Source organism: Acidisphaera sp. L21, assembly GCF_009765685.1.
Lineage (GTDB): Bacteria > Pseudomonadota > Alphaproteobacteria > Acetobacterales > Acetobacteraceae > LMUY01.
Genome location: NZ_LMUY01000007.1, coordinates 122,497 through 143,963, shown reverse-complemented (window position 1 = coordinate 143,963; position 21,467 = coordinate 122,497). Strand labels below are relative to the sequence as shown.

Genomic DNA, 21,467 nt, shown 5'->3' with positions numbered 1-21,467 from the left:
TCGCTGCGATCGACGGCCTCACCGAGGGACCTCTGGTCCTGGTCGGCTCCTCCATGGGCGGCTGGATCGGCCTGCTCGCGGCGCTCGCCCGCCCCGGCCGCCTGGCCGGCTTCATCGGCGTCGCCGCCGCCCCCGACTTCACCCAGGCGCTGATGTGGGAAACCATGATGCCCGCCGAACGCGCCACGCTGCGGCGGGACGGCGTGCTCCACATCCCCAGCCCCTATGGCGAGCCAACCCCGATCACGCTCGCCCTCATCGAGGAGGGTCGCAACCATCTCCTGCTAGGCGGCCCAATTCCGCTCGCGTGCCCCGTTCGCCTGCTGCACGGCCAGGCGGACACGGACGTTCCCTGGGAAATGGCGCTGACCCTGGCCCGCCAGATCGAGGGCGCGGACGTGCAGGTCCTGCTGGTGAAGGATGGTGGCCACCGCCTGTCCCGCCCGGGCGACCTGGCGCTGCTGCAGGCGGCATTACTGCCATTGCTGGCGTAGCGCCCGCTTTCCGGCACCCCGATGCAGTTGCAAACCGCTTGCAATTCGGATCTCGCCGAGGCCATGAGGAAGCATGTGGCCAAGGATGGGGATCATGTCGGCAAGCGATCGGTCTGGGCTCTCGGGTTTTGCCGCTCCACGCGACGCCGGCCGCTATGACGCCTTCACCATACTGCTCCATTGGCTCACCGCGCTGCTGGTGGTCCTGCTGTTCGGGCTTGCGATCACCTTCAATTATCTCGGCCGCGGCACACCTCTGCGCCACAACCTCCAACTCGTGCATGTCTCGTTCGGCATCGGCCTCGCCGCCGTATTCGTCGTGCGGCTGATCTGGACGCTCGCCGGTGCCCGCGCCCTGCCACGGCCGACCGCCGGCGCGGCGGACATGCTGGCGCGCGCGATGCACGCTCTCCTATACCTGCTGCTCGCGTCCCAAATCGTGCTGGGCTTCCTGTATCGCTGGGCCCAGGGCGAGGAGTTCACGTTCTTCGGCCTGTTCGCCATCCCCCCAGCCTTCGCACCCGATCGCCCCTGGGCCCGCACGTTCGATGGACTGCACTACTACGTCGCTTGGACCCTGATCGTGCTCGCCGCCGGCCATGCCGCGGCGGCATTGTTGCACCACTACATCTTACGCGACGGCGTCCTGCGCCGCATGCTGCCGGTAAAAGCCCCCGACGCCTGAAATCGCACCGAGGTCGCTCGCAACCGGCCCCACGACGCAAACGCCGCTTGACCCGGCCCCTGGGACCACGCCGATGAAGCGGGCGGTCAGCTGACGCCGAGGGGTTCGATGCGCTCTACCGCCGACTATCTGAATGCGTCCGAGGCCGCCAGGCGGCTCGGTGTCTCCGCCAAGGCGCTCCGCCTCTACGAGCAGCGCGGCTTGGTGCGCCCCGTTCGCACCGAAGCCGGATGGCGCGCCTACGGCCCCGGCGAAATGGCCCGCGCGGCGGAAATCGTCGCCCTCCGCGGGCTCGGTCTCAGCCTTGCCCAAGTAGCAACGGTTCTCGATGGCAACGATCAGGGGTTGGAGGCCGCCCTGGCTGCCCATCAATCGACCTTGGAGGACCGCGCCCGCGCCTGCGCCCAGGCTGTCGACCGGGTGCGTCGGCTTCGAAGCGATCTCGCGCAGGGCAACACGTTGTCGATCGCGCAGTTGGCGCGCTTGATCGAACCGCCAATCGAGCCCGTCATCGCATTCGATCTGCCCTGGCCATGGGGCGGCGAGCGGTTCGAACTGCGCACCATCCGGGCGCTCAACTACATCATCGGTCCGCTCGGCAGCGGGAAGACGCGGCTGGCGCAACGCCTGGCCGAGACAGTGCCGGGTGCAGGTTTCCTTGGCCTGGATCGACTGGCGAATCGCGCCGCGGCGAACGCGCGGATGAACGCCGATGATGCCGTCAGGGCGCGGGTCGAAACGGCGCTGGCGTGGTTGGTGGAAGATGGCGCGATAGCCTCCGGTGCTCTCCTCGCACTTCTCGTCGGTCTGGAGGACGGGCCGGGGATCCTAATCGTCGACATGATCGAACAAGGGCTGGAGGAAGCCACCCAGACCGCGATGATCGCCTATCTGCGGCGCCGTGGCGCTGGTGCGCGGTCGCTCTTTCTGCTCACGCGGTCCAGCGCGATTCTGGATCTTGCCGATGTTGGCCCCGACGAGGCGATTATTCTATGCCCCGCCAATCACAGCCCGCCCAGCCTCGTGGCGCCGCATCCAGGATCGCCGGGCTACGAAGCGGTTGCGACCTGCCTCGCACCCCCCGGTGTTCGCTTGAGGACGGAAGGGGTCATTGCCTGGCGACCGGCGATCGATCACAGCCCACCCTCTGCCGTCAACACCGCGCGCAGCCCCTCGCGATAGGTCGGATAGCGCCACCGCCGCCCCAGCGCCGCCTGCGTCACCGCACTGCGCACCCGGCGATTATCCGCCCAGAACGACCGCGCCATCGGGCTCATCGTCGGCTCCGCCTCGGCGAACGGGATCAGCGCCGGTGGCTCGCGGCCCAGCAGCCGGGCGGCTTCGGCAATCACGTCGGCGCTCGCGGCTGGTTCGTCGTCCGCACCATGCAGCACCCGCGGGCCAGCGGGCCGATCCTGCGCCATCGCAGCCAGCAACGCGCCGCTGATGTCCTCACGATGGATCCGGCCGAAAAGATGACCCGGCTTGTCGACCCGGCGGGCCCGGCCGGCACGCAAATCGTCCAACACCGAGCGGCCCGGACCGTAAATCCCAGCTAGGCGCATCAGGTCGACGGCAGCGCCGGGTCGCGCCGCAGTCCAGGCACGTTCCGCAGCGACCCGGCGGCGGCCACGCTCGCTGGTGGAGGCGGGTTCCGTCGCCTCGTCCACCCACCCGCCGCCGCGGTCGCCATAGACCCCGGTAGTGGACAGATACCCAATCCAACGCAGCGCCGGCGCCGCCGCAATGGCGACCGCATGGCGGGCCAGAACCGGATCGCCATCCTCGCCGGGCGCGGCAGTGGCAACCAGGTGGGTGACATCGGCCAGCACCCGGTCCGCCATGTCGAACGGGACCAGCGTCACGCCGGCGGGCGGGGCGGCGTCCGTCTGGCGAGTGGCGACCGATACCGTCCAGCCATCCGCCGCCGCTTCGCGCGCCAGGGCGGTCCCGGTGTAGCCAAGGCCGAAGATCAAAAGCTGCATGGCTGCGCCGTCCCGCTCCAGTTGCCCGGCGCGCCGGCTGCCGGGTAGACTATCAATATTATGAAGAAACGCGACCGCGCGATCATCGCCGGGGCGGTCCTGCTTCTCCTGGTCGCCGCAGGCACCGCGTGGGAGCTGCATGGGTCCGAACCCGCGCAAACCGACGAAGTGGCAGAGACGGGGGAGGCATTGCCGATCCCGCCCGTCCCGCCACGCATTGCCGAGGGCGCGGATTACGAGCGCTGCCTCGGCATGCTGGCCAGCGACCCGGAGGGCGCCAACAACTTTGCCGATGCCTGGCAGGCGACCGGCGGTGGCGAAGGCGCCGATCACTGCCTTGCCCTGGCGCACCTGCAATTGGGGGACGTGCAGTCCGGTGCCGAGATGCTGGAAAAACTCGCCGGCTCCAGCAAGGCGCCGGCCGCCGCGCGCGCCACGGTGTATGGCCAGGCCGACCAGGCCTGGTTGATGGCAGGCGACCCGGCCCGCGCGCTGGCCGCCGCCACCCTGGCGCTGAGCTTGTCACCCGATGATCCGGATCTGCTGATCGATCGTTCTGTCGCGGAAGCCACGCTCGGCCATTACGACGATGCGGTTGACGACCTGAGTCACGCACTGGAACTGGACCCGAAGCGGGCCGATGCCCTGGTGCTGCGCGCAGCGGCCTGGCGGCACGAAGGCCATCTGGATCTGGCCCAGGATGATGTCGATCGCGCATTGGCCAAGGATCCCGACAACCCCGAGGCCTACCTGGAACGCGGCATTCTGCGGCAACGACAGGGCGACAGGAACGGCGCGCACAACGACTGGATGCAGGCCGAGCAGCTGGCGCCCGACTCCGCCACCAGCGATCTGGCCGAACAGAACCTCGCCTTGCTGGAGGCAGGGCCGGAACGCCGCTGATCAAGGCCAGGGCGGCGGCCGGCCACCGGCAAGCGTGCGATCCAGGTAACTCGCCGCACTGATCAGCGCGAGATGGGTGAGCGCCTGCGGAAAATTGCCCTGGTGACGGCCGGTAGGCGACAACTCCTCCGCATACAGCCCCAGCGGGCTGGCATAGCCGAGCAACTTCTCGAACAGCAACCGCGCCTGCGCCACTTCACCACCCCGGGCGAGACATTCCACATACCAGAACGAGCAGGCGAGGAACGATCCCTCCTGCCCCTCCAGCCCGTCCAATGCGCGATCCTGTTCGGCCCGGCGGAACACCAGCGCGTCCTCCACCAGATGTTCGCGGATCAGGTCCATCGTGCCCAGCCAGCGCGGGTCGCACGGTGAGATGAAGCGCACCAGCGGCATCAGCAGCATCGAGCCATCGGGCGTGTCGGCACCAGGATATTGAACGAAGCTTTTCAGATCCGGCCGCCAGAATTCCTCGTGGATGCTGGCGTGGATCCGCATCCGCAGCTCGTTCCATTCCGGAAACGGCGCCGGCAGCGACCGCTTCTGCCCCAGCCGCACCGCGCGGTCGACGGCGACCCAGCACATCAGGCGGGAATGCAGGAAGTGCTTGCGCTCCCCCCGTCCTTCCCAAATCCCGCTATCCGGCCGCTGCCAATGTTCGCCGATCCAATCGATCAGCGTGCGAATGTGGCTCCAGTCCTCGTACGAGGTCGATCGACCGTATTTATTGGCGAGGTACACCGCGTCCATCAACTCGCCATAGATGTCCAGTTGGAACTGGTCGGACGCGGCATTGCCGATTCGCACCGGACGGGACCCGGCGTAGCCCACCATGTCCAGTTCCGTCTCCGGCAGATCGTTCTCACCATCCAGGGAGTAGGCGACCCGCAACCGCTCACCCTCGCAGGCGCGCACCCGGTCGCCGATCCAGTCGACGAATTGTTCCGCCTCGTCGGTCAAACCCAACCGGATGAAGGCGTACATCGTGAACGAGGCGTCGCGGATCCAGACGTAGCGATAATCCCAGTTGCGCGCCCCGCCGGGTTGTTCTGGCAGGCCGAAGGTTGGCGCGGCGATCGCGGCGCCGTGGCTGCGGGACGTCAGCAGCTTCAACGTCAGCGCCGATCGCATCACGGTCTCGCGCCACCGCCCCACATACAGCGATCGGCGGGACCAATGGCGCCACCACTCTATCGTTTCGTGAAAGGTACGCTCCGCCACGTCCTTGCAGAAGGCGCTGTGGTCGTCGGGCGGATCGATCTCCAGCAGGAAGCCAGCAGAGTCGCCCGCCTTGAGGTCGAAGCGTGCAAAGAGGTCGCCATCCTTGTCCGCTAATGGCACGGTGGCGGATAGGCGCAGCACCGGGCCGTCGCCCTCGGGCCGGAACACGCCGCCGGGTTCCAAACGATGCTTGCCGCGGGCATAGTCGAAGCGGGGCGCGCAGAGCGCCTCCATCGTGAAGGCGCCCCGGATGATGCGGAGGTGACGCTGAATACGTTGCGGCCCTTCGGCACCATCCATCGGCATCAGGTCGGTGAGTTCGGCGATCCCCCGGCTGGACATGAACCGCGTCAGCAGCACGTTCGTGTCCGGCAGATACATCTGCGTCATGCGCAGCTCATCGTCATCGGGCGCAATGCGGAAGATCCCGGCGTCCGGGTCCAGCAGCGAGGCGAAGATCGAAGGGCTGTCGAAATGCGGCGCGCAGAAAAAAGTGATCGCGCCGTCCCGCGCGATCAACGCCGAGGTTCGCAAGTCGCCAATAAGGCCGTGGTCTTCGATGGCGCGATCGGGTGGTGTCATGGTCGGGCGATAAATGCCCGGCCCGCAGGAAAGTTTCGCCGTGACCGGTCCATCCGGCCACGGCGGCAGGCTAGGCGGCGTCGTAGCCGTAGACGTCCCGCGCCTCGTCCGCGCTGATCAGCCCATCCCGCAGATCGCGGGCAACGAGCGCGCGGTCGCGGGTGAGGGGGTCGCCCATGCCGCCACCGCCCGGCATTTGCAGCACCAGCCGGTCGCCGTCCGGAATGATCTGGAAGCCCTTCGGCTTCAGCGCCGGGCCGGATTTCAGCATCACATGGCCCGCCGCACCCTTCAGCCCGCCTTCACGCCCACGCGGCGCATTGGCCACGCGGTCGAAGATGGCGTTGCAGGCGAATTCCAAATCGTCGCGCCCGGCGATCTCCATGATCTGGCCCAACCCGCCGCGGGTCCGCCCGGCGCCGCCGCTGCCGGGCCGCAACTCCTTGCGCCAGATGACGATGGGCGCCGTCGCCTCCGTCGCCTCCACCGGCATCGTGCGCACGCCGCTGGGGAAGGCGGTGGCGTCCAACCCGTCCGAGGTCGGTCGCGCCCCCGTCCCACCGCTATTGAACGTAATGATCTCGAAATCCGGCAGCACCGGGCGATTGGCCGTCGCCTGCCCGGACACCGAGCCGCCGCCGCGCAGGGGCGGGTTCCACAGGCACGACGCACCCTCCGCCGTCACCCGCTCCGGCACCGCCTGGTGCAGGCAGCCCATCACCAGATCGGGCAGCAGATGGCCGATGACGTGCCGCACCGCCACCGCATACGGACGCGGCGCATTCAGGATGCAGCCCTCCGGAATGATGCATCGGAACGGCTCCAGCGAGGCGGTGTTGTTCGGAATATCCGGCGCCACCACCACCTTGATGCCGAACGCCGTATAGGCGCGGGTATACGCCGCCGGCACGTTGATGCCGCGGGTCGACAGCCCGGACGTGCCCTGGAAATCCACCGTGATGCTGTCCGACCCGACCGTCAGCGCCGCCTCCAGATGCACCGGCGCCTCATAACCGTCGCTGCCGATATCCGCCCGGTAGGTCCCGGGCGGCAGGGCGGCAATGGCGGCGATCGTCGCCCGCCGGCTGGCGTCGAAGATGTGGGTCGCCAGATCCTCCAAGCCGCTCATCTGGAACTCGTCCATCATCTCCACCAGGCGGCGGATGCCAGCGTCGTTGCAGGCGCACAGCGAGTAGACGTCGCCCTCCAACTCCACCGGCAGCCGCGTTCCGGCGCGCAGGATGTCGAAGAACGTCTCGTTCGCCACGCCCTCGGAAAAGCATTTGACGATGGGAATGTACATCCCCTCCTCGAACACGCTGCGCGCCTCCGGACCCATCCCCAGCCCGCCAATGTCGATCACATGGGCGGTGTTGGCGAACAGCCCCACGATGTGGCCGTTATGGAACGCCGGAGACACCACGGTCAGGTCGTGCAGATGCCCGGTGCCCAGCCACGGATCGTTGGTAATATAATGGTCGCCCGCCTTCATCGTCGCGGCCGGGAAGCGCTTCAGGAAGTGCCCGACGCTCTCCATCATCGAGTTCACGTGGCCCGGCGTTCCCGTCACGGCCTGGGCCAGCATCCGCCCGTCCAAATCGAAGATACCGGCCGAGAGATCCCCCGATTCCCGCACCGTCGTCGAAAACGCGGTGCGGATCATCGTCTGCGCCTGTTCTTCCACAACGGCGATCAAACGGTTCCACATGATGCCGTAGGCGAGGGCGCTGATCATGCTGCGGTCTCCCGGGAAAGAATGATGATGCCGTGGTCGTCGATGCTGGCGGTCCACAGCGCGCCGACCAACGTCGAAGTCTCGTCCTCCGCAATGATCGCCGGCCCGGCGAGCGTGGTCCCCGCCGGCATCGTGTTGCGGTCATGCACCGGCCAGTCGGCGATCTCCCCCGTCACCGGGTCCTGCACCGCCTGCGTCCGCGCCGGGCCCGCAGCAATGGTCGGCGGCGCCGGTTCGTCATGCACCAGCGTCTCGGTCGCGACGGCGACGGCGAAGCTCATCACCTCCACGTCGGAGCCCGGCACCGGCCGATCGTAGAACCGCGAGTATTCCGCGTCGAAGCTGGCGCGAATACCCGACGCATCCCCCGCCTCGATCGCGCGGTCGGACAGGCGGACCGGGATTTCGTGGCCCTGGCCGACATAGCGCATGAACGCCGTGCGCACGGCCCGAACCGGCGCCCCGAAACGCCCCGCATCCACCACGGTCATCGCCTCGCGCGTCATGTCCTCCAACAATTCGTTCACCGCCGCGACGTCGAATTTGCCAAGGCGCTGATACAGGCTGCGCACGACCTCGTATCCCACCGGCGCGCGCAGGAACCCGATCGCGCTACCCACGCCCGCACCCGGCGGGATCATGATCCGGCTGGCGCCAATCTTCTCCGCCACCCGGCACGCATGCACCGGGCCGCCCCCACCGAACGCGATGACGGTGCGGTCGGCGAACGCCTTGCCGCTCTCGATCGCATGGATGCGCGCGGCGTTCGCCATGGTCTCGTCCACCATCTCGATCACGCCACCCGCCGCCGACCCGGCGTCGATGCCCATCTTCGACCCCACCGCATGGTCCAACGCTGCGCGGGAGGCATCGGCGTCTAGCGCCATCGTGCCGCCAGCGAACCGCGCCGGGTCGTAGCGGCCGAGCACCAGGTTCGCGTCCGTCACCGCCGGCTCCTTGCCGCCGCGCCCATAACAAGCCGGCCCCGGCATCGCGCCCGCCGATTCCGGCCCCACGGCGATCCGCCCCAGCGCGTCCACATGCGCCAGGCTGCCGCCCCCAGCGCCGATCTCCACCATCTCGATCACCGGAATGCGCAACGGCAGGCCGGATCCCTTCTTGAACCGCCCGATCCGCGCCACCTCAAACGTGCGGGCGGTCTGCGGCGCCCCATCGTCGATCAGGCAGATCTTGGCCGTCGTGCCGCCCATGTCGAACGACAACACCCGGTTCAACCCCGCCGCGCGCGCAATCGCGGCCGAGAAGATCGCCCCGCCCGCCGGGCCGCTCTCCACCAGCCGGATGGGAAACCGGCAGGCCGTGTCCACGGTCGTCAAGCCGCCGCCGGACAGCATCAGGAACACCGGCGCATCCATGCCCATCGCCGACAGCCCGGTCTGCAGCCGGCGCAGATAGCCCTGCATCAGCGGCTGGACGTAGGCGTTGGCGACCGCCGTGGAAAACCGCTCCCACTCCCGCATCTCCGGCGAAACGTCGCTCGACAGCGTCACGGGGAAGCCCGCGGCCTCCAATATCGCGCCGGCCCGCCTCTCGTGCGCGCCGTTGGTGAAGGAGTGCAGGAACCCGACGGCGACCGACGTCACCTTGTGTTCGTGCAACGTGGGGATCAGCGCCCGCACCGCTTCCTCGTCCAGCGGCAGCAACACGCGGCCGTTGGCGTCCACCCGCTCGGGCACTGGCAGGCGCAAATGCCGCGGCACCAGCGGCTCCGGCAGGCGGATCTGCAGGTCGTACTGGTCGTAGCGGCTCTCATTGCCCATCGCGAGCACGTCGCGGAACCCGGCGGTGGTGATCAGCGCGGTCACCGCGCCCTTGCGCTCGATCACCGCATTCGTGGCCAAGGTCGTGCCGTGCACCAGGATGCTCACATCCCCCGGCGCCAGCCCGGCATCCGCCAGGATCGCGGCCACACCCGTCAGCACCCCCTTCTCCGGCGCATCCGACGTGGTCAGCGTCTTGGCGGTGAAACGGCGGCCGTCCCGTTCGAGGGCGAGGTCGGTGAAGGTGCCGCCAATATCGACGGCCAATCGCGCGGATGTCATGGGCCGGTAGTCTAAACCCATGTTGCACCGCCGCAGAAGGGGTGTGGCGCGGATGCCGCCTCCATACCGCGGCCAGGCGGTCGAATTTCGAGCCCCCGAATTTCTAGCTCCCGAATGTCCAGCCCCCAGCTTCTCCGGCTACGCCTCCGGCAGTGCGTTCAGCGCGTCGGCGAATTTGCGCATCAGCGTGACCAGTTGGTCCACCTCCTGCATCTCCCAACTCTCGAAGATGCCTTGCCCGATCCGGTCGCGGGCGGCGTCCACCGCGTCCGTCATGACCTTGCCGCGCGCGGTGACCACCGATTGCCGCACCCGGCGATCCGCCGCCCCCGCGTGGCGTTCGACCAAGTCCAGGCTTTCCAGCTTGGCCACTTGCCGGCTGACCGTCGTGTAGTCCCGCCCCACGCGATCGGCCAGATCCACCACGCCGATCGGGCCAAACCGCTCGATCCCGACCAGCAGGGGGAACAGGGCGCGATCCAGCGCGATCCCCGCCTCCCGCACCATCGCCGCATCCCGCTGCGGCCGGTTCATCACGGCCACGATGTCCAGCAGGGCGCCGTGCAGCACCCGAAGTTGGACCGACATATGTGTAATTTGCACATTTCTTCTTGACGGCATGACGCACTCCAAACTATGTGCATTTCACACATATTCCGGAGGCGATGACAATGGAATCTTCCACCGATGTGCTGATCTGCGGCGCCGGTGCCGCAGGCCTGACGCTGGCGATCGACCTGGCCCGGCGCGGTGTGCCCTTCCGCCTGATCGAGAAGATGGACGCGCCGTTCCGCGGCTCCCGCGGCAAGGGCCTCCAGCCGCGCAGCCTGGAGGTGTTCGAGGATCTCGGCATCGTCGACCGGCTCGCCGCCATCGGCACCGCCTACCCGCCCCAGCGCATGGTCCGGGAAGACGGCAGCAGCGCCGACGCGCCCATCATGGAAAGCCGCGCCCCCACGCCGGCCGAGCCCTATGGTTCGCCGCTGATGGTGCCGCAATTCCTGACCGAGGGCGTGATGCGGGACCGGCTGCGCGAACTCGGCCACACCCTACGGTTCGGCGGCGAATTGCTCGGGTTCGAACAGGACGAAACCGGGGTGCAAGCCAGGCTGAACGGCGAGACGATCCGGGTGCGCTATCTGGTGGGGACCGACGGCGGTCGCAGCTTCGTCCGCCACGCGCTGGGCACCGGCTTCCCCGGCAAGACGCTCGGCGTGCGGGCGATGGTGGCCGATGTCGAATTGGACGGTCTGCCGCGCGACGCTTGGCACCGTTTCAATGACGGGTCGATGCAGCGCCAGCTATCGCTGTGCCCGCTGCCGGGCACGCCGATGTTCCAGCTGCAGGCACCGATCCCGCTGGAGGGTGAGATCGACCTGTCAGCCGCCGGGCTGAGCACATTGATCGCCGCGCGAACCGGGCGGACCGACATCGTGGTGCGATCCGTCTCCTGGGCTTCGGCCTTTAACATGCATGCCCGGTTGGCCGATCGCTACCGGACCGGCCGCGTGTTCCTGGCCGGGGACGCGGCGCACACCCACCCGCCAACCGGGGGGCAGGGCCTGAACACCAGCGTGCAGGACGCCTACAATCTCGGCTGGAAGCTGGCCGCGGTGCTGCGCGGTGCGCCCGAAACACTGCTGGACAGCTACGAGGCGGAGCGCCGCCCGATCGCCGCCGACATGCTGGGCCTCACGACCAAATTGCTCGATGCTGCCAAGACCGGGCCGATGCGTCGCGGGCGAGCCGAGCATCAGCTCGATCTCTGCTACCCCGGCTCCCCGCTGGCGATGGAACATCCAGCCCACAGCGCCGGGCTGCGGGCTGGGGATCGCGCCCCCGATGCGCCGATGCAGGGTGCGGCAGGCCAGCCGATCCGGCTGTTCGATCTGTTTCGTGGGCCGCACTGGACTCTGCTGGCCTACGAGGCGGATCGCGACACGGTCATGCCGCCGTGCGAAGGCCTGCATATCCACATGATCGGGTCCGCCGGCGATATCATGGACGCCGCCGGGCATTTCCGCGACGCCTACGGGGTGGCGCCGGGTGATCGCGTCCTGGTGCGGCCGGACGGCTATGTCGGCGCCATCGTCGCCGCCGGCCGCGATACCGGCCTGGCCGCGTATTTGGCGGCTGTCGGCGTGCGGCCGCTGGCGTAATCTCGGCCCGCGCAGGTGATCCGCGTCAGCCGCCCTATGCCGCCAGGATGGTGGCCCGGCTTTCGCCGATCGCCTCCCGCAGCGCGTTCAACAGCGCCAGACGCCGGGCCGGTTTGCGCAGCAGCTTGGTCAACGGCGGCAAGCTCAGCACCGTGGCGTCGTCCAACTCGTATCCGCTCAGCAGCAGCATGGGCAGGCCGGGCACCTGGGCCGCGGCGCAGGCCAGGAAATGCGGGCCGGGCATGTCGGGCAGGGCGTAATCGGCCAATATGGCATCGTACGGATCGCGGTCGTGCAGCCGCGCCATGCCATCCGTGGCATTGGTGACGGCCACGACCTCGAACCCGGCGCTCACCATCACAGCGGCCAGCGCGGCCGAGACGTCCTGTTCATCCTCCACCAGCAGCACCCGGCCAGTGCCCTGGCCGATCGTGGCCAGGTTGAAGTCGCGCTCCTCCCCCACCAGCATCCCCGCCGTCGCCGCGGGCAGCCATAACTCGACGCGCGTACCCACTCGGCCGCCGTTGAGCAGGCGGATGTCCCCGCCGGATTGCCGGCAGAATCCCTGCGCCATCGACAGCCCCAGGCCGGAACCCTTGCCGAACATCTTGGTGGTGAAGAATGGCTCGAACGCGCGGGATTTCGTGTCGTCATCCATGCCGCGGCCGGTGTCGTGCACCGCGATGATGACGTGGCGGCCGGCGCCCAGATTGCCGAACACCCCATCCTCCAGCGTCGCGTTGCGGGCATGCAGCACCAGGCTGCCGCCATTCGGCATCGCGTCGCGCGCATTGAGCAACAGGTTCAGCAGGCAGCTTTCAGCCTGGGTCGGGTCCACCTGGATATCGTCGGTGAACGGCTCGACCGCGATTTTGAACCGGATGCCCGGGCCCAGGGCGCTACTGCCGACCAGCTTGTGGGTTTCCGCCAGCAGGTTCGCCACGCTCAGCCGCCGGGGCTGCAGGATCTGCTGGCGCGAGAAGGCGAGCAGGTGATGGACCAGGCGCGCCCCGCTATTGGCGGCCTTCTGCGCCGTCAGCGCCACCTCCATCGCCTCCGGCCCAGCCAGGTAGTCGGCGGCCATGATGTCGATGCTGCTGACGATGGTTTGCAGATAGTTGTTGAAGTCGTGGGCGACACCGGCAGTGAGCCGGCCCACCGCCTCCATCTTGCTGGCGTGGTGCTGTTCCGATTGCAGCCGGTTCTGCTCCGTCATGTCCCGCGTGCTGCCCAGCAACAGGGTGATCCGGCCGCCATTCGGCTGGATCGGCACCAGAACGGTGTTGCAGTCCCGCTGCCCTGCCGGCAGATCGCGCGTATCGCTATAACTATAGGTCGTGCCAGCGGTGAGGCAGGCGCGATAGCGCTGTTCGATCGACATCGCCAAGGCGGCGGGAAACAGGTCGGCCGGGCGCTTGCCCATGGCGGCCGCCGCGGACACCCCGGTCAGGATCTCGCAGCTACGGTTGACACCTTCGTAGCGCAGGGTCCCATCATCCGCGACGTCGACGATGAACAGCGCATCCGGCGCGTTGTCGAAATAGGCCTGCTGCAAGCCGGTACTGCGAACCAGGTCACGCTCCGCCTGTTCACGCCGGCGCTGCTGCGTCTGGATCGCCCGCAGCAGAAGCAGCCCGGCCAGCACCAGCACCAGGCTCACGCCGCCAACCACTGTCGCCTGGCCGACCCAGGGGGCGTAGACTGTGCTCAGCGCGGTGTTGACCGACAGTACGAGGGGCAATGTCCCGACCTGGGCGAACGCGAATAGCCGCGGCGTCGCATCCACGCGAGAGATACCGTCGAACGGCGCCAACCGCCCCTCGCGCAACCGCTGAAGCACCGACACATCCGTCACCGTACGGCCAATCTCGGCGTCCATCAGCGGGCTGCGATACATCAGCGTCCCGCCAAGGTCGAACAGCGTGATCGTGCTTTCCGGTCCCAAATCCAGTTTGGAGAACAGGGCGGTAAAGTAGGAATAGCGGACCGAGCCGACGACGACGCCGGCGAATTGGCCCTGTGGCCCGGCGATCCTCCGGCTCAGCGCCACGGACCACTCGCCCGTCATGCGACTGCGATACGGGCGGCTGATATACAGCCCGGCATCCGGCTGGTCCCGGTGGATGGTGAAGTAGTCGCGGTCGGCCAAGACCTTGTCGCCATGGGACAGGGGTCCCGAGTCGTGGATGACCTTGCCGTCGGCATCCATCACGAACATGGAGCCCATGTTCCGGGCCTCGATGGAGCCGTCGAACAGCAATTGCTGGCGGGACACCGGGTCCACCAGGGCGAAGGCGGGCACATCCAGCGCCCGGACGGTGGCCTGCATCGACAGGTCGTACGAGCTGATCGTGCGATCGATGTCGCGTTGCAGCGCCGTCACCAGGTTGGTCGCGGTCCCGGCAGCATAGCGCCATGCCGCCAACCGCGACTCCGCCAGCACCCAGCCCAGCACCGCCATCAGCAAGACGCCGATGACCAGCAACCCGATAAGCGATTTGCGGGAGGCGTTCTCCCCGGAATGCTGCAAGCCAATGACCCTGTGCAAATGCGATGTCGCTGCGACGACGCCCCGCGCACCGGGACCCGCCAGCGATGATCGTGCGATCGCAGCGGATTAGCATGTGCAACGTTTAAGATTGATGAACCGTTCCGAAAATCGTCGCGGCCTACCCCCGTTCGGACAAGGTGCGGTGCAACTGGTCCCGCAAAAGCTGGACGCGGGTGCGGTCGCCCAGCGCCATCTGGTCTGCAATCGCCCGGCGCAGCCCGTCGGCCGTGCTGGCCTGTTGGGTATGCCGGATGAGCTGACCAACCGCCGCGCCAGCGGCGACCAGACGAGCCAAGCTATCCGGCGGCAGCGTACGGGGAACCTGGTCCAGCAGGCAGACCGCACCCAGGCGATACCCGTGCGCATTCACCAGCGGCACACCGGCATAGAACCGGATGTAAGGCGGCCCGGCCACGAAGTGGCTGTCGCTGAAGCGCCCGTCCCGGGTCGCATCCGCGATCACGAGCGGCTCATCCTGCAGGATGGTATGCGCGCATAAACTATATTCGCGGGGCGTGAAGGCCATCTCCATCCCCACGACAGCTTTGAAATGCTGGTAGTAACGCCCCACGATCGTGACGGCGCACACGGCGACATCGACGTCGCGCGCCAGATCGCGAAGGATCCCCTGGGCCTGCTTCCCGATGTCGAGTTGAAGCACGCCACTCATGATGACGTCAGCCAGCCGAGCCGCTTCGTGCGAAGATGGGTTAGTCGGAGGCATTGCGCGGTCCAATTGATCCGGGACGGCATTAATACTGCAAATAATAGCGTCCCGTTAAATTTATTCGGTATAACATCGTCAATTCAAATAGTGAATCAACCAATACTGAACAAAGGTGAATTTATACATGCGGCCCGCCCGCCGCCGCCGGATGCAACCGTGAGGACACACTCTGCTAAGAAACGAGGGGAAAACACGCAATGGTGCTCCAAACCCCTTGATGCCCGCTCACGGTTTTGCGAGTTTAACTAACTGTAAATATCCGGCGAAAAGTCGGCCTGACCCTTCTTTTTTACGTGAAGGACGGCGTTCGTCATGTTTTGCGACACTTGCAGGTTACTTCCGTGAACATTGATCGACTGACAGCGCTCGTAGAGCATGCGTTGAATGCGGGTACCTCCCTGTCGCAATATGACGAGGGCGGGTTGCGCCTCACCATCCGGTCCTTGCCGCACGGCGCCACGCAGGCATCGCGGCCGGATACCAGCCTCAGCATTCCGCCGTCGCGCAATGGCGCCGATACTGTGCATTCTGCCTTGTTCGGCCTGTTCCATTTGCAGCCCAGCGGCGGTGCCGAACCGTTCGTGTCCCTGGGGCAGCAGGTGGAGGCCGGGCAGAAGATCGGATTGATCGAGGCGATGAAGGTGTTCAGCCCGGTCCTATCGCACCGCGCCGGGCGCATCGTCGCCGTATTGGCCGAGCACGGCGCCGAGGTGGAGTGCGGGCAGCCCTTGTTCCACATGGAGTGAACGTCCGCCGTGTTTAGGACAATCCTCATCGCCAACCGGGGCGAGATCGCCGTACGCATCATGCGCGCCTGCCGGCAAATGGATATTCGAACCGTGGCCGTCTTTTCGGAGGCGGATGCCGGCGCCTCCTACCTCCGCCTGGCCGACCGCGCCGTCTGCATCGGCCCCGCCCCGACCCAACGCAGCTACGGCGACCCGGCGGTTATCCTGCTGGCGGCCGAAGCCACCGGGGCGGAGGCGATTCACCCCGGCTACGGCTTCCTGTCCGAAAATGCCGAATTCGCGCGCCAGGTGGAGGAGGCCGGGCTCGCCTTCATCGGCCCGCCCTCCCACGTCATCGCCATGATGGGCGACAAGATCGCCGCCAAGCGCGCCATGCTCGCGGCCGGCGTGCCCTGCGTCCCTGGTTCCGACGGCGCTCTCCCCAGCGACCCGGCAGCCCTGCAGGCGCTGGCCGCGGAAATCGGCTTTCCCCTGTTGGTGAAGGCGGCGGCTGGCGGCGGCGGCCGGGGCATGCGGGTGGTGGATCGCGCAGCCGACCTGCAAGGCGCCGTGGCATTGACCCAGCAGGAGGCGCAGCAATTCTTCGGTAGCCCCGAAGTCTATGCCGAGCGCTACCTCCGCACGCCGCGCCACGTCGAAATCCAGGTCATGTGTGACAAGCATGGCAACGCGGTCTGGCTGGGCGAGCGGGACTGTTCCTCCCAACGCCGCCACCAGAAATTGCTGGAGGAGACGCCGGCCCCGGGTATCGACCGGGACCTGGTGCGCCAGGTGGGCGAGCGCTGCGTCGCCGCCTGCCAGCAGATCGGCTATGTCGGCGCCGGCACGTTCGAGTTCCTGTTCGAGGACGGGCAGTTCAATTTCATCGAAATGAACACCCGCCTCCAAGTTGAACATACCGTGACTGAGGCGGTCACCGGGCGGGACCTGGTCCAGGCACAAATCCGCGTTGCCGCCGGCGAATCGTTGCCCTGGCGGCAGGACGAGATCACCAGCACCGGCCATGCGATGGAATGCCGGATCAATGCCGAGGATCCGGTGAGCTTCGCGCCATCGCCGGGCCGAATCACGCGATGGAACGTGCCAGGCGGCCCATATGTGCGGTTCGACACGCATATGAGCGCCGGCGACACCGTGCCGCGACACTACGACTCGATGGTCGCCAAGCTGATCGCGCACGCGCCGACCCGGGCCGAGGCGATCCGCGCGATGGACGGCGCGCTGGCGGAATTGCAGGTCGAAGGCGTGCTCACCAACCGTTCGCTGCACCGGCGCATCCTCGCCGACCCGGATTTTCGCGCGGGCGGGGTGTCTATTCATCATCTGGAAACGCGATTAGCTCATTGGCGGGGAGAGACCACGGAGCGACTCGATGACCGCAGAGTTGGATAACGACTATGCCGTTCGGCTGTCGACGGAGCAGGTAGCCCAGCTGGCGGAACTGCTGCGCGGCGATGGATTGCGCACGCTACAATTCGATACGGTCAAGGGCCGCTTCGCCGTCACCCTCGGCGATGCGTCGGCTACGCCGGTGACCGACGCTCCAGCGATCGGAGCCGAGACGGTGTGCGCCGGATCGGTGGGTGAGTTCCTCACCAGCTACCCCTCGCGCGGCGAACCGCTGGTGCGGCCGGGGGCGGAGGTGGCGCCGGGTGCATTGCTCGGCCTGGTTCGCACCGGGCTGGTGTTCGCGCCCGTGACCCTGGCGGCAGACGACCCACGACCGGCCACGCTGACGCGGATCCTGGTGCCGGCCGGAACGCTGGTCGGCTACGGCACCCCATTGTTCGAGATCCAACGGCATTGACCGACCTCGCGGCGCCCCGAATTAGCCTCGTCGGCACCGCAGGGCTTTTGTTTCAGGCGCCCGGCGCCTTCGCCCTGCCGGTGCAGGCCCGCATCTGGCACATGGCCGACACCGCATCCCGCTGGCCCGGCGTGGCCGAGGCCGTTCCCGGCGTGACCAGCCTGATGTTGGTGTTCGCAACGCCCCCCGCCTCGCCCGAGCCTATGACGCAGAAGCTGCTCGCCGCTTGGGACGATAGCGGCGACGCCCCGGTGCCGGAGGGTCGCCTGGTCGAAATCCCCGTATCGTATGGCGGCCCCCACGGGCCGGATCTGGCCGGTGTTGCCGCCCATACTGGGTTCGATGTGGCCGAAGTGGTCCGCCGCCATGGCGCCGCGGAATATCGCGTGTTCGCGCTCGGCAGCCAGCCAGGCTTCGCCTATCTCGGCGGCCTGGACCCCGGAATCGGCGTCCCGCGCAAGGCGGTGCCGGTGTTGCGGGTCGAGGCCGGGACGGTGGTGATCGGCGGCATGCAGGCCGGGGTCGTGGCCGCGGCCGGCCCGAATGGCTGGCACGCGATCGGTCATTCCGAATCGAAACTCTTCGACCCGGTCCGCTCGTCGCCAACACTGTTCCTGCCCGGCGATCGCGTCCGGTTCCGAAAAATCGCCCTGGAAGCATGATCCCTGGAAGCATGATCCCTGGAAGCATGATCCCCGGCAGCATGATTCCTGACCGCATGATTGAAGTGCTGGAGGCCGCAACGGCCAATACGGTGCAGGACATCGGCCGAACCGGGTTCGCCCCTATCGGCGTTGGCCGTTCCGGCGCGATGGACCCGGTGGCCTTGCAGGTCGCCAATATGCTGCTGGGAAACGCGACCGGCGCCGCGGCGATTGAAATCCAGGTTTTCCCCTTCGCCGTGCGCTTCACCACCGATACCGCGTTTGCCATCACCGGCGCCGATTCCGAACCCAGGCTGGACGGCGTTCCCCTGCCCCCCTGGTGGGCAGCGCCGGCGCGGGCAGGGCAGGTGCTGCGGCTGAGCCCCCCGCGGGACGGCGCGCGCAGCTATTTGGCAGTGGCAGGTGGGATCGACGTGCCGGCCGTGCTCGGTTCGCGCAGCACGCATCTGCGCAGCGCGTTTGGTGGCTTCCACGGCCGGGCTCTGGAACACGGCGACATGCTGCCGATCGGGCCGGCGGCTCAGCCTGCGATGACCCTTGGCGCCGCCGCGCCCGAACGGCCTGTCGGCCCGGTCCTGACGGTGCAAGCGCTGCCGGCAGCCGAACATGACGCCTTCCCGCAAAGTGCGCGCGAGGCGTTCTGGTCGGCCGAGTGGCGCATCACTGCGCAGAGCAACCGGCACGGCTACCGCCTCAGCGGCCCGGAACTAGGCGGGGGCGACGGGTTCAACATCCGCTCCACCCCAATCTTGCCAGGTGTCGTGCAGGTGCCCCCCGGCGGGGCGCCGATCGTGCAGATGAGCGACGCCAACTCCGCCGGCGGCTACCCGAAGATCGCGACGGTGATCGGTGCCGATTTGCCACTGCTGGGCCAGGCGCGATTGGGCAGCCGCGTGCGGTTCGCGAAAACCAACTACGAAGCGGCCTTGGCGGCGGAACAGGCGGTGCGGGCCTACCTTGCCCGGGTGCAGCGAACCATCGGGCTGTTCAGGCGGAATGGCGCGCCGGGTTAGTCGAGCCCAAGCAACGCACGGCAGCGATCCACCACGGAGTTATCCGCGGTCACACGGTGCCAGTCGATCAGGCCCGGGTCTTTGTCTGCCAAGCGGTGCAGCACGGCGTCCGTCGCGTCGGAGGCATCGCCGGATCGGGCGCGAACCCGGCGTTCCAACTCCTCGATCGGCGCTTCCAGCCAGATGCCGGTGAAATCCTGGCTCGCGGCAGCTACGGCATGGCGCAGCGTGGGCGACAGGAAGCTGGCATCCAGGATCACGCTATGCCCAGCGGTGGCGCGAAGCTGGTCCAGCAAAGCGGCATCGACGCGCGCGTTCGCCTCCACAGTGTAGGCCTCTCGCCCCAACCGCCGTTCGGGGGCCACGCCGAACAGGCGTTTGCGGATTTCATCGCTGCGCAAGATCAGCGCGCCGGGCGCTGCGTCCAGGGCAGGGGCCAGCGCGCGGGCCAGGGTGGACTTGCCAGTGCCGGGCAGGCCGCCAATGGCGACGACACGACTGCGGGCAGGGCGCAAATACGCCAGCGCCGCATCCAGATACCCGGCATCGCCGGTAACATGCGCCCGCACCATGGCGCGCCGGGACAGGAAGGCAGGCAACACCCGCACCAGCGACGCATCCCCGGTCCGGGCGACATAGCGGTTCAGCACGCGATTGGCGGCGGCGCGCCCGGCCCGGCGATCCAGATCCATCAAGAGGAACGCCAAATCGTAACCGAGGTCGATCGTGGCCATCGCCTCGTCGAATTCCAGCGCATCGAACGGCACTGGCGCGCCATTCCACAGGCAGATATTGCCAAGGTGCAGGTCGCCATGCGCGCGGCGCACCAGCCCGGCCGCGGCGCGGACCGCCAACAGGGGCGTGGTGGCGTCCAGCGCCTGCTCCGCCCCGCTCAACCATTCCGCCACGCGCTCGGGCGGCAAGCCGGCGTCCAGCGCTGCCTTCGCATTGCCGCGGGCATTGCGGCCGGGATGGGTCGGGTCGTGGCCCGGGGCGGGTGATCGCCTGGCGTGGTCTGCCGCGACCATGTCACCCAGCGCGTCCAACATGCTGTCCGACAGTCCGCTCGCCACCTGGTCCAGCAGGAAGTTTCCCGGCGGGATCGGCGCCATGCGCAGCACCCACTCCACCGCTTCACCCTCGCCACCCAGTCGCAGCCCGTCCGGTCCGCGGGTGATCGGCAGCACGTCGCGATACAGGCCGGGTGCCGCCGGGGCGTTCAGCGCCAATTCGCGCTGCACGAAATGGCGTCTGGCCTCCAACGTGGTGAAGTCGAGGAACGCCAGACGAACGGCCTTCTTCAGCTTGAACACCACATCCTTGCCGACGAACACGGCGGAAATCTGCGTCTCCGACGTCTCGGCCCCCGTCAGCCGGCTCAGCAGAGCGCGCGTCTCCGCCTGGTCGTTCACCGCCGGGCTACGGATACAGCGCCTCGGACTGCCAGGCGCCATCGTGCTGCGTATAGACCCGGCGGTCATGCAGGCGGAACGGCATGTCCTGCCAAAACTCCAGCGCATCCGGCCGCACACGGTAGCCGGACCAATGCACCGGCCGTGGCACGGTGTCCCCGGGATACCGCGCGTCGGCCTCGGCCAAACGGCGCTCCAGATCCGCCCGGCTCGGCAGCGGGCGCGACTGGTCGGACGCGATGGCGCCCAGGCGAGATATCCGGGCACGGCTGCCGAAATAAGCATCCGCCTCGGCCTCGCTCACCGGGCTCACTGGGCCTTCGACCCGCACCTGGCGACGCAACGACTTCCAGTGGAACAGTAGTGATACGTGCGGGTTGGCGGCCAACTCGCCGCCCTTGCGGCTTTGCCAGTTGGTGTAGAACACGAACCCGCTGGCATCGACACTCTTCAGCAGCACCATCCGGACGGAGGGGCGGCCATCCGGTGTCGTGGTGGCCAAGGCCATCGCGTTGGGATCATTCGGCTCACTCTCCGCGGCCTCGGCCATCCAGTCCTGGAACAACTGGATCGGGTCGCTGACGATCGGCACGGGCTGGCCGGCGCGTGGGGTATGGGTGTCTGGCATGCTGAACCTCTCTGCAACAAAGAGTGTGGTGCTGCAATCCAACTTCGCCAACCCGGCCCTTCCCTTGCCACGCCGCCTGTGCCACCAC

At 67.7% G+C, this 21,467-nt stretch carries 19 protein-coding genes; 10 read left to right on the top strand and 9 right to left on the bottom strand.

Annotation, left to right across the window (positions count from 1 at the left end; translation table 11 throughout):
* The 3 genes from GSQ76_RS01500 to GSQ76_RS01490 form a co-directional block, all read left to right on the top strand.
* A partial coding sequence (locus GSQ76_RS01500; RefSeq protein ID WP_408836150.1) for an alpha/beta fold hydrolase occupies positions 1–494 on the top strand: 494 nt, incomplete at its 5' end.
* Between the two features lie 94 nt (positions 495–588).
* The gene (locus GSQ76_RS01495) at positions 589–1,179 is read left to right on the top strand and encodes a cytochrome b (protein WP_158742135.1); all 591 of its coding nucleotides are present in this window, start codon (positions 589–591) and stop codon (positions 1,177–1,179) included.
* 108 nt (positions 1,180–1,287) lie between these two features.
* Positions 1,288–2,361, top strand: coding sequence for a MerR family transcriptional regulator (locus GSQ76_RS01490; RefSeq protein WP_158742134.1), 1,074 nt, complete (start codon positions 1,288–1,290; stop codon positions 2,359–2,361).
* On the opposite strand, the gene GSQ76_RS01485 is transcribed toward GSQ76_RS01490, so the two are convergent.
* On the bottom strand, positions 2,313–3,164 hold the full coding sequence (locus GSQ76_RS01485) for an SDR family NAD(P)-dependent oxidoreductase (protein ID WP_158742133.1): 852 nt from the start codon (positions 3,162–3,164) through the stop codon (positions 2,313–2,315). The two genes, GSQ76_RS01490 and GSQ76_RS01485, sit on opposite strands and share 49 nt — an antisense overlap.
* A gap of 252 nt (positions 3,165–3,416) precedes the next feature.
* On the opposite strand from GSQ76_RS01485, the gene GSQ76_RS01480 reads away from it, so the two are divergent.
* Entirely contained in the window at positions 3,417–4,067 is a 651-nt protein-coding gene (locus GSQ76_RS01480) for a tetratricopeptide repeat protein (RefSeq protein ID WP_216850844.1), read from the top strand.
* On the opposite strand, the gene GSQ76_RS01475 is transcribed toward GSQ76_RS01480, so the two are convergent.
* The 4 genes from GSQ76_RS01475 to GSQ76_RS01460 form a co-directional block, all read right to left on the bottom strand.
* Positions 4,068–5,870, bottom strand: coding sequence for a glycoside hydrolase family 15 protein (locus GSQ76_RS01475; RefSeq protein ID WP_158742131.1), 1,803 nt, complete (start codon positions 5,868–5,870; stop codon positions 4,068–4,070).
* A 70-nt stretch (positions 5,871–5,940) separates the two neighbouring features.
* A complete protein-coding gene (locus tag GSQ76_RS01470) occupies positions 5,941–7,605 on the bottom strand; it encodes a hydantoinase B/oxoprolinase family protein (protein ID WP_158742130.1) in 1,665 nt (554 codons plus the stop codon).
* On the bottom strand, positions 7,602–9,668 hold the full coding sequence (locus GSQ76_RS01465; RefSeq protein ID WP_158742129.1) for a hydantoinase/oxoprolinase family protein: 2,067 nt from the start codon (positions 9,666–9,668) through the stop codon (positions 7,602–7,604). Before GSQ76_RS01465 ends, GSQ76_RS01470 begins: the two co-directional genes overlap by 4 nt.
* A gap of 138 nt (positions 9,669–9,806) precedes the next feature.
* Positions 9,807–10,256: a MarR family winged helix-turn-helix transcriptional regulator gene (locus GSQ76_RS01460; protein ID WP_254070179.1), complete on the bottom strand. Its 450-nt coding sequence runs from the start codon at positions 10,254–10,256 to the stop codon at positions 9,807–9,809.
* An 83-nt stretch (positions 10,257–10,339) separates the two neighbouring features.
* Here GSQ76_RS01460 and GSQ76_RS01455 point away from each other — a divergent pair, with 83 nt between their 5' ends.
* Complete coding sequence (locus tag GSQ76_RS01455; RefSeq protein ID WP_216850843.1) at positions 10,340–11,827, top strand: FAD-dependent oxidoreductase; 1,488 nt, start codon at positions 10,340–10,342, stop codon at positions 11,825–11,827.
* Between the two features lie 34 nt (positions 11,828–11,861).
* Here GSQ76_RS01455 and GSQ76_RS01450 read toward each other — a convergent pair whose 3' ends face one another.
* Entirely contained in the window at positions 11,862–14,357 is a 2,496-nt protein-coding gene (locus GSQ76_RS01450) for an ATP-binding protein (RefSeq protein WP_158742126.1), read from the bottom strand.
* A 139-nt stretch (positions 14,358–14,496) separates the two neighbouring features.
* Positions 14,497–15,048 (bottom strand): GAF domain-containing protein, encoded by a 552-nt coding sequence (locus GSQ76_RS01445; protein WP_158742125.1) that lies wholly within the window; start codon positions 15,046–15,048, stop codon positions 14,497–14,499.
* Between the two features lie 398 nt (positions 15,049–15,446).
* Here GSQ76_RS01445 and GSQ76_RS01440 point away from each other — a divergent pair, with 398 nt between their 5' ends.
* The 5 genes from GSQ76_RS01440 to GSQ76_RS01420 are packed head-to-tail and all read left to right on the top strand — an operon-like array spanning position 15,447 to position 19,339.
* Positions 15,447–15,851 carry a biotin/lipoyl-containing protein gene (locus GSQ76_RS01440; protein WP_158742124.1) on the top strand — a complete coding sequence of 135 codons (405 nt, stop codon included), beginning with the start codon at positions 15,447–15,449 and terminating at the stop codon, positions 15,849–15,851.
* Between the two features lie 9 nt (positions 15,852–15,860).
* On the top strand, positions 15,861–17,246 hold the full coding sequence (gene accC, locus GSQ76_RS01435; protein ID WP_158742123.1) for an acetyl-CoA carboxylase biotin carboxylase subunit: 1,386 nt from the start codon (positions 15,861–15,863) through the stop codon (positions 17,244–17,246).
* Positions 17,227–17,661 carry a hypothetical protein gene (locus GSQ76_RS01430; RefSeq protein WP_158742122.1) on the top strand — a complete coding sequence of 145 codons (435 nt, stop codon included), beginning with the start codon at positions 17,227–17,229 and terminating at the stop codon, positions 17,659–17,661. The genes accC and GSQ76_RS01430 overlap by 20 nt, the downstream gene beginning before the upstream one ends.
* Positions 17,658–18,323 carry a 5-oxoprolinase subunit PxpB gene (gene pxpB / locus GSQ76_RS01425; RefSeq protein ID WP_158742121.1) on the top strand — a complete coding sequence of 222 codons (666 nt, stop codon included), beginning with the start codon at positions 17,658–17,660 and terminating at the stop codon, positions 18,321–18,323. The genes GSQ76_RS01430 and pxpB overlap by 4 nt, the downstream gene beginning before the upstream one ends.
* 11 nt (positions 18,324–18,334) lie before the next feature.
* Positions 18,335–19,339 (top strand): biotin-dependent carboxyltransferase family protein, encoded by a 1,005-nt coding sequence (locus GSQ76_RS01420; protein WP_254070178.1) that lies wholly within the window; start codon positions 18,335–18,337, stop codon positions 19,337–19,339.
* Here GSQ76_RS01420 and GSQ76_RS01415 read toward each other — a convergent pair.
* Together GSQ76_RS01415 and pdxH are read right to left on the bottom strand one after the other, a co-directional pair.
* Positions 19,336–20,751, bottom strand: a complete 1,416-nt coding sequence (locus tag GSQ76_RS01415) for an AAA family ATPase (protein WP_254070177.1) — start codon at positions 20,749–20,751, stop codon at positions 19,336–19,338. The two genes, GSQ76_RS01420 and GSQ76_RS01415, sit on opposite strands and share 4 nt — an antisense overlap.
* A 7-nt stretch (positions 20,752–20,758) precedes the next feature.
* Positions 20,759–21,379 (bottom strand): pyridoxamine 5'-phosphate oxidase, encoded by a 621-nt coding sequence (gene pdxH, locus GSQ76_RS01410; RefSeq protein ID WP_158742119.1) that lies wholly within the window; start codon positions 21,377–21,379, stop codon positions 20,759–20,761.
* Positions 21,380–21,467 lie beyond the last annotated feature (88 nt).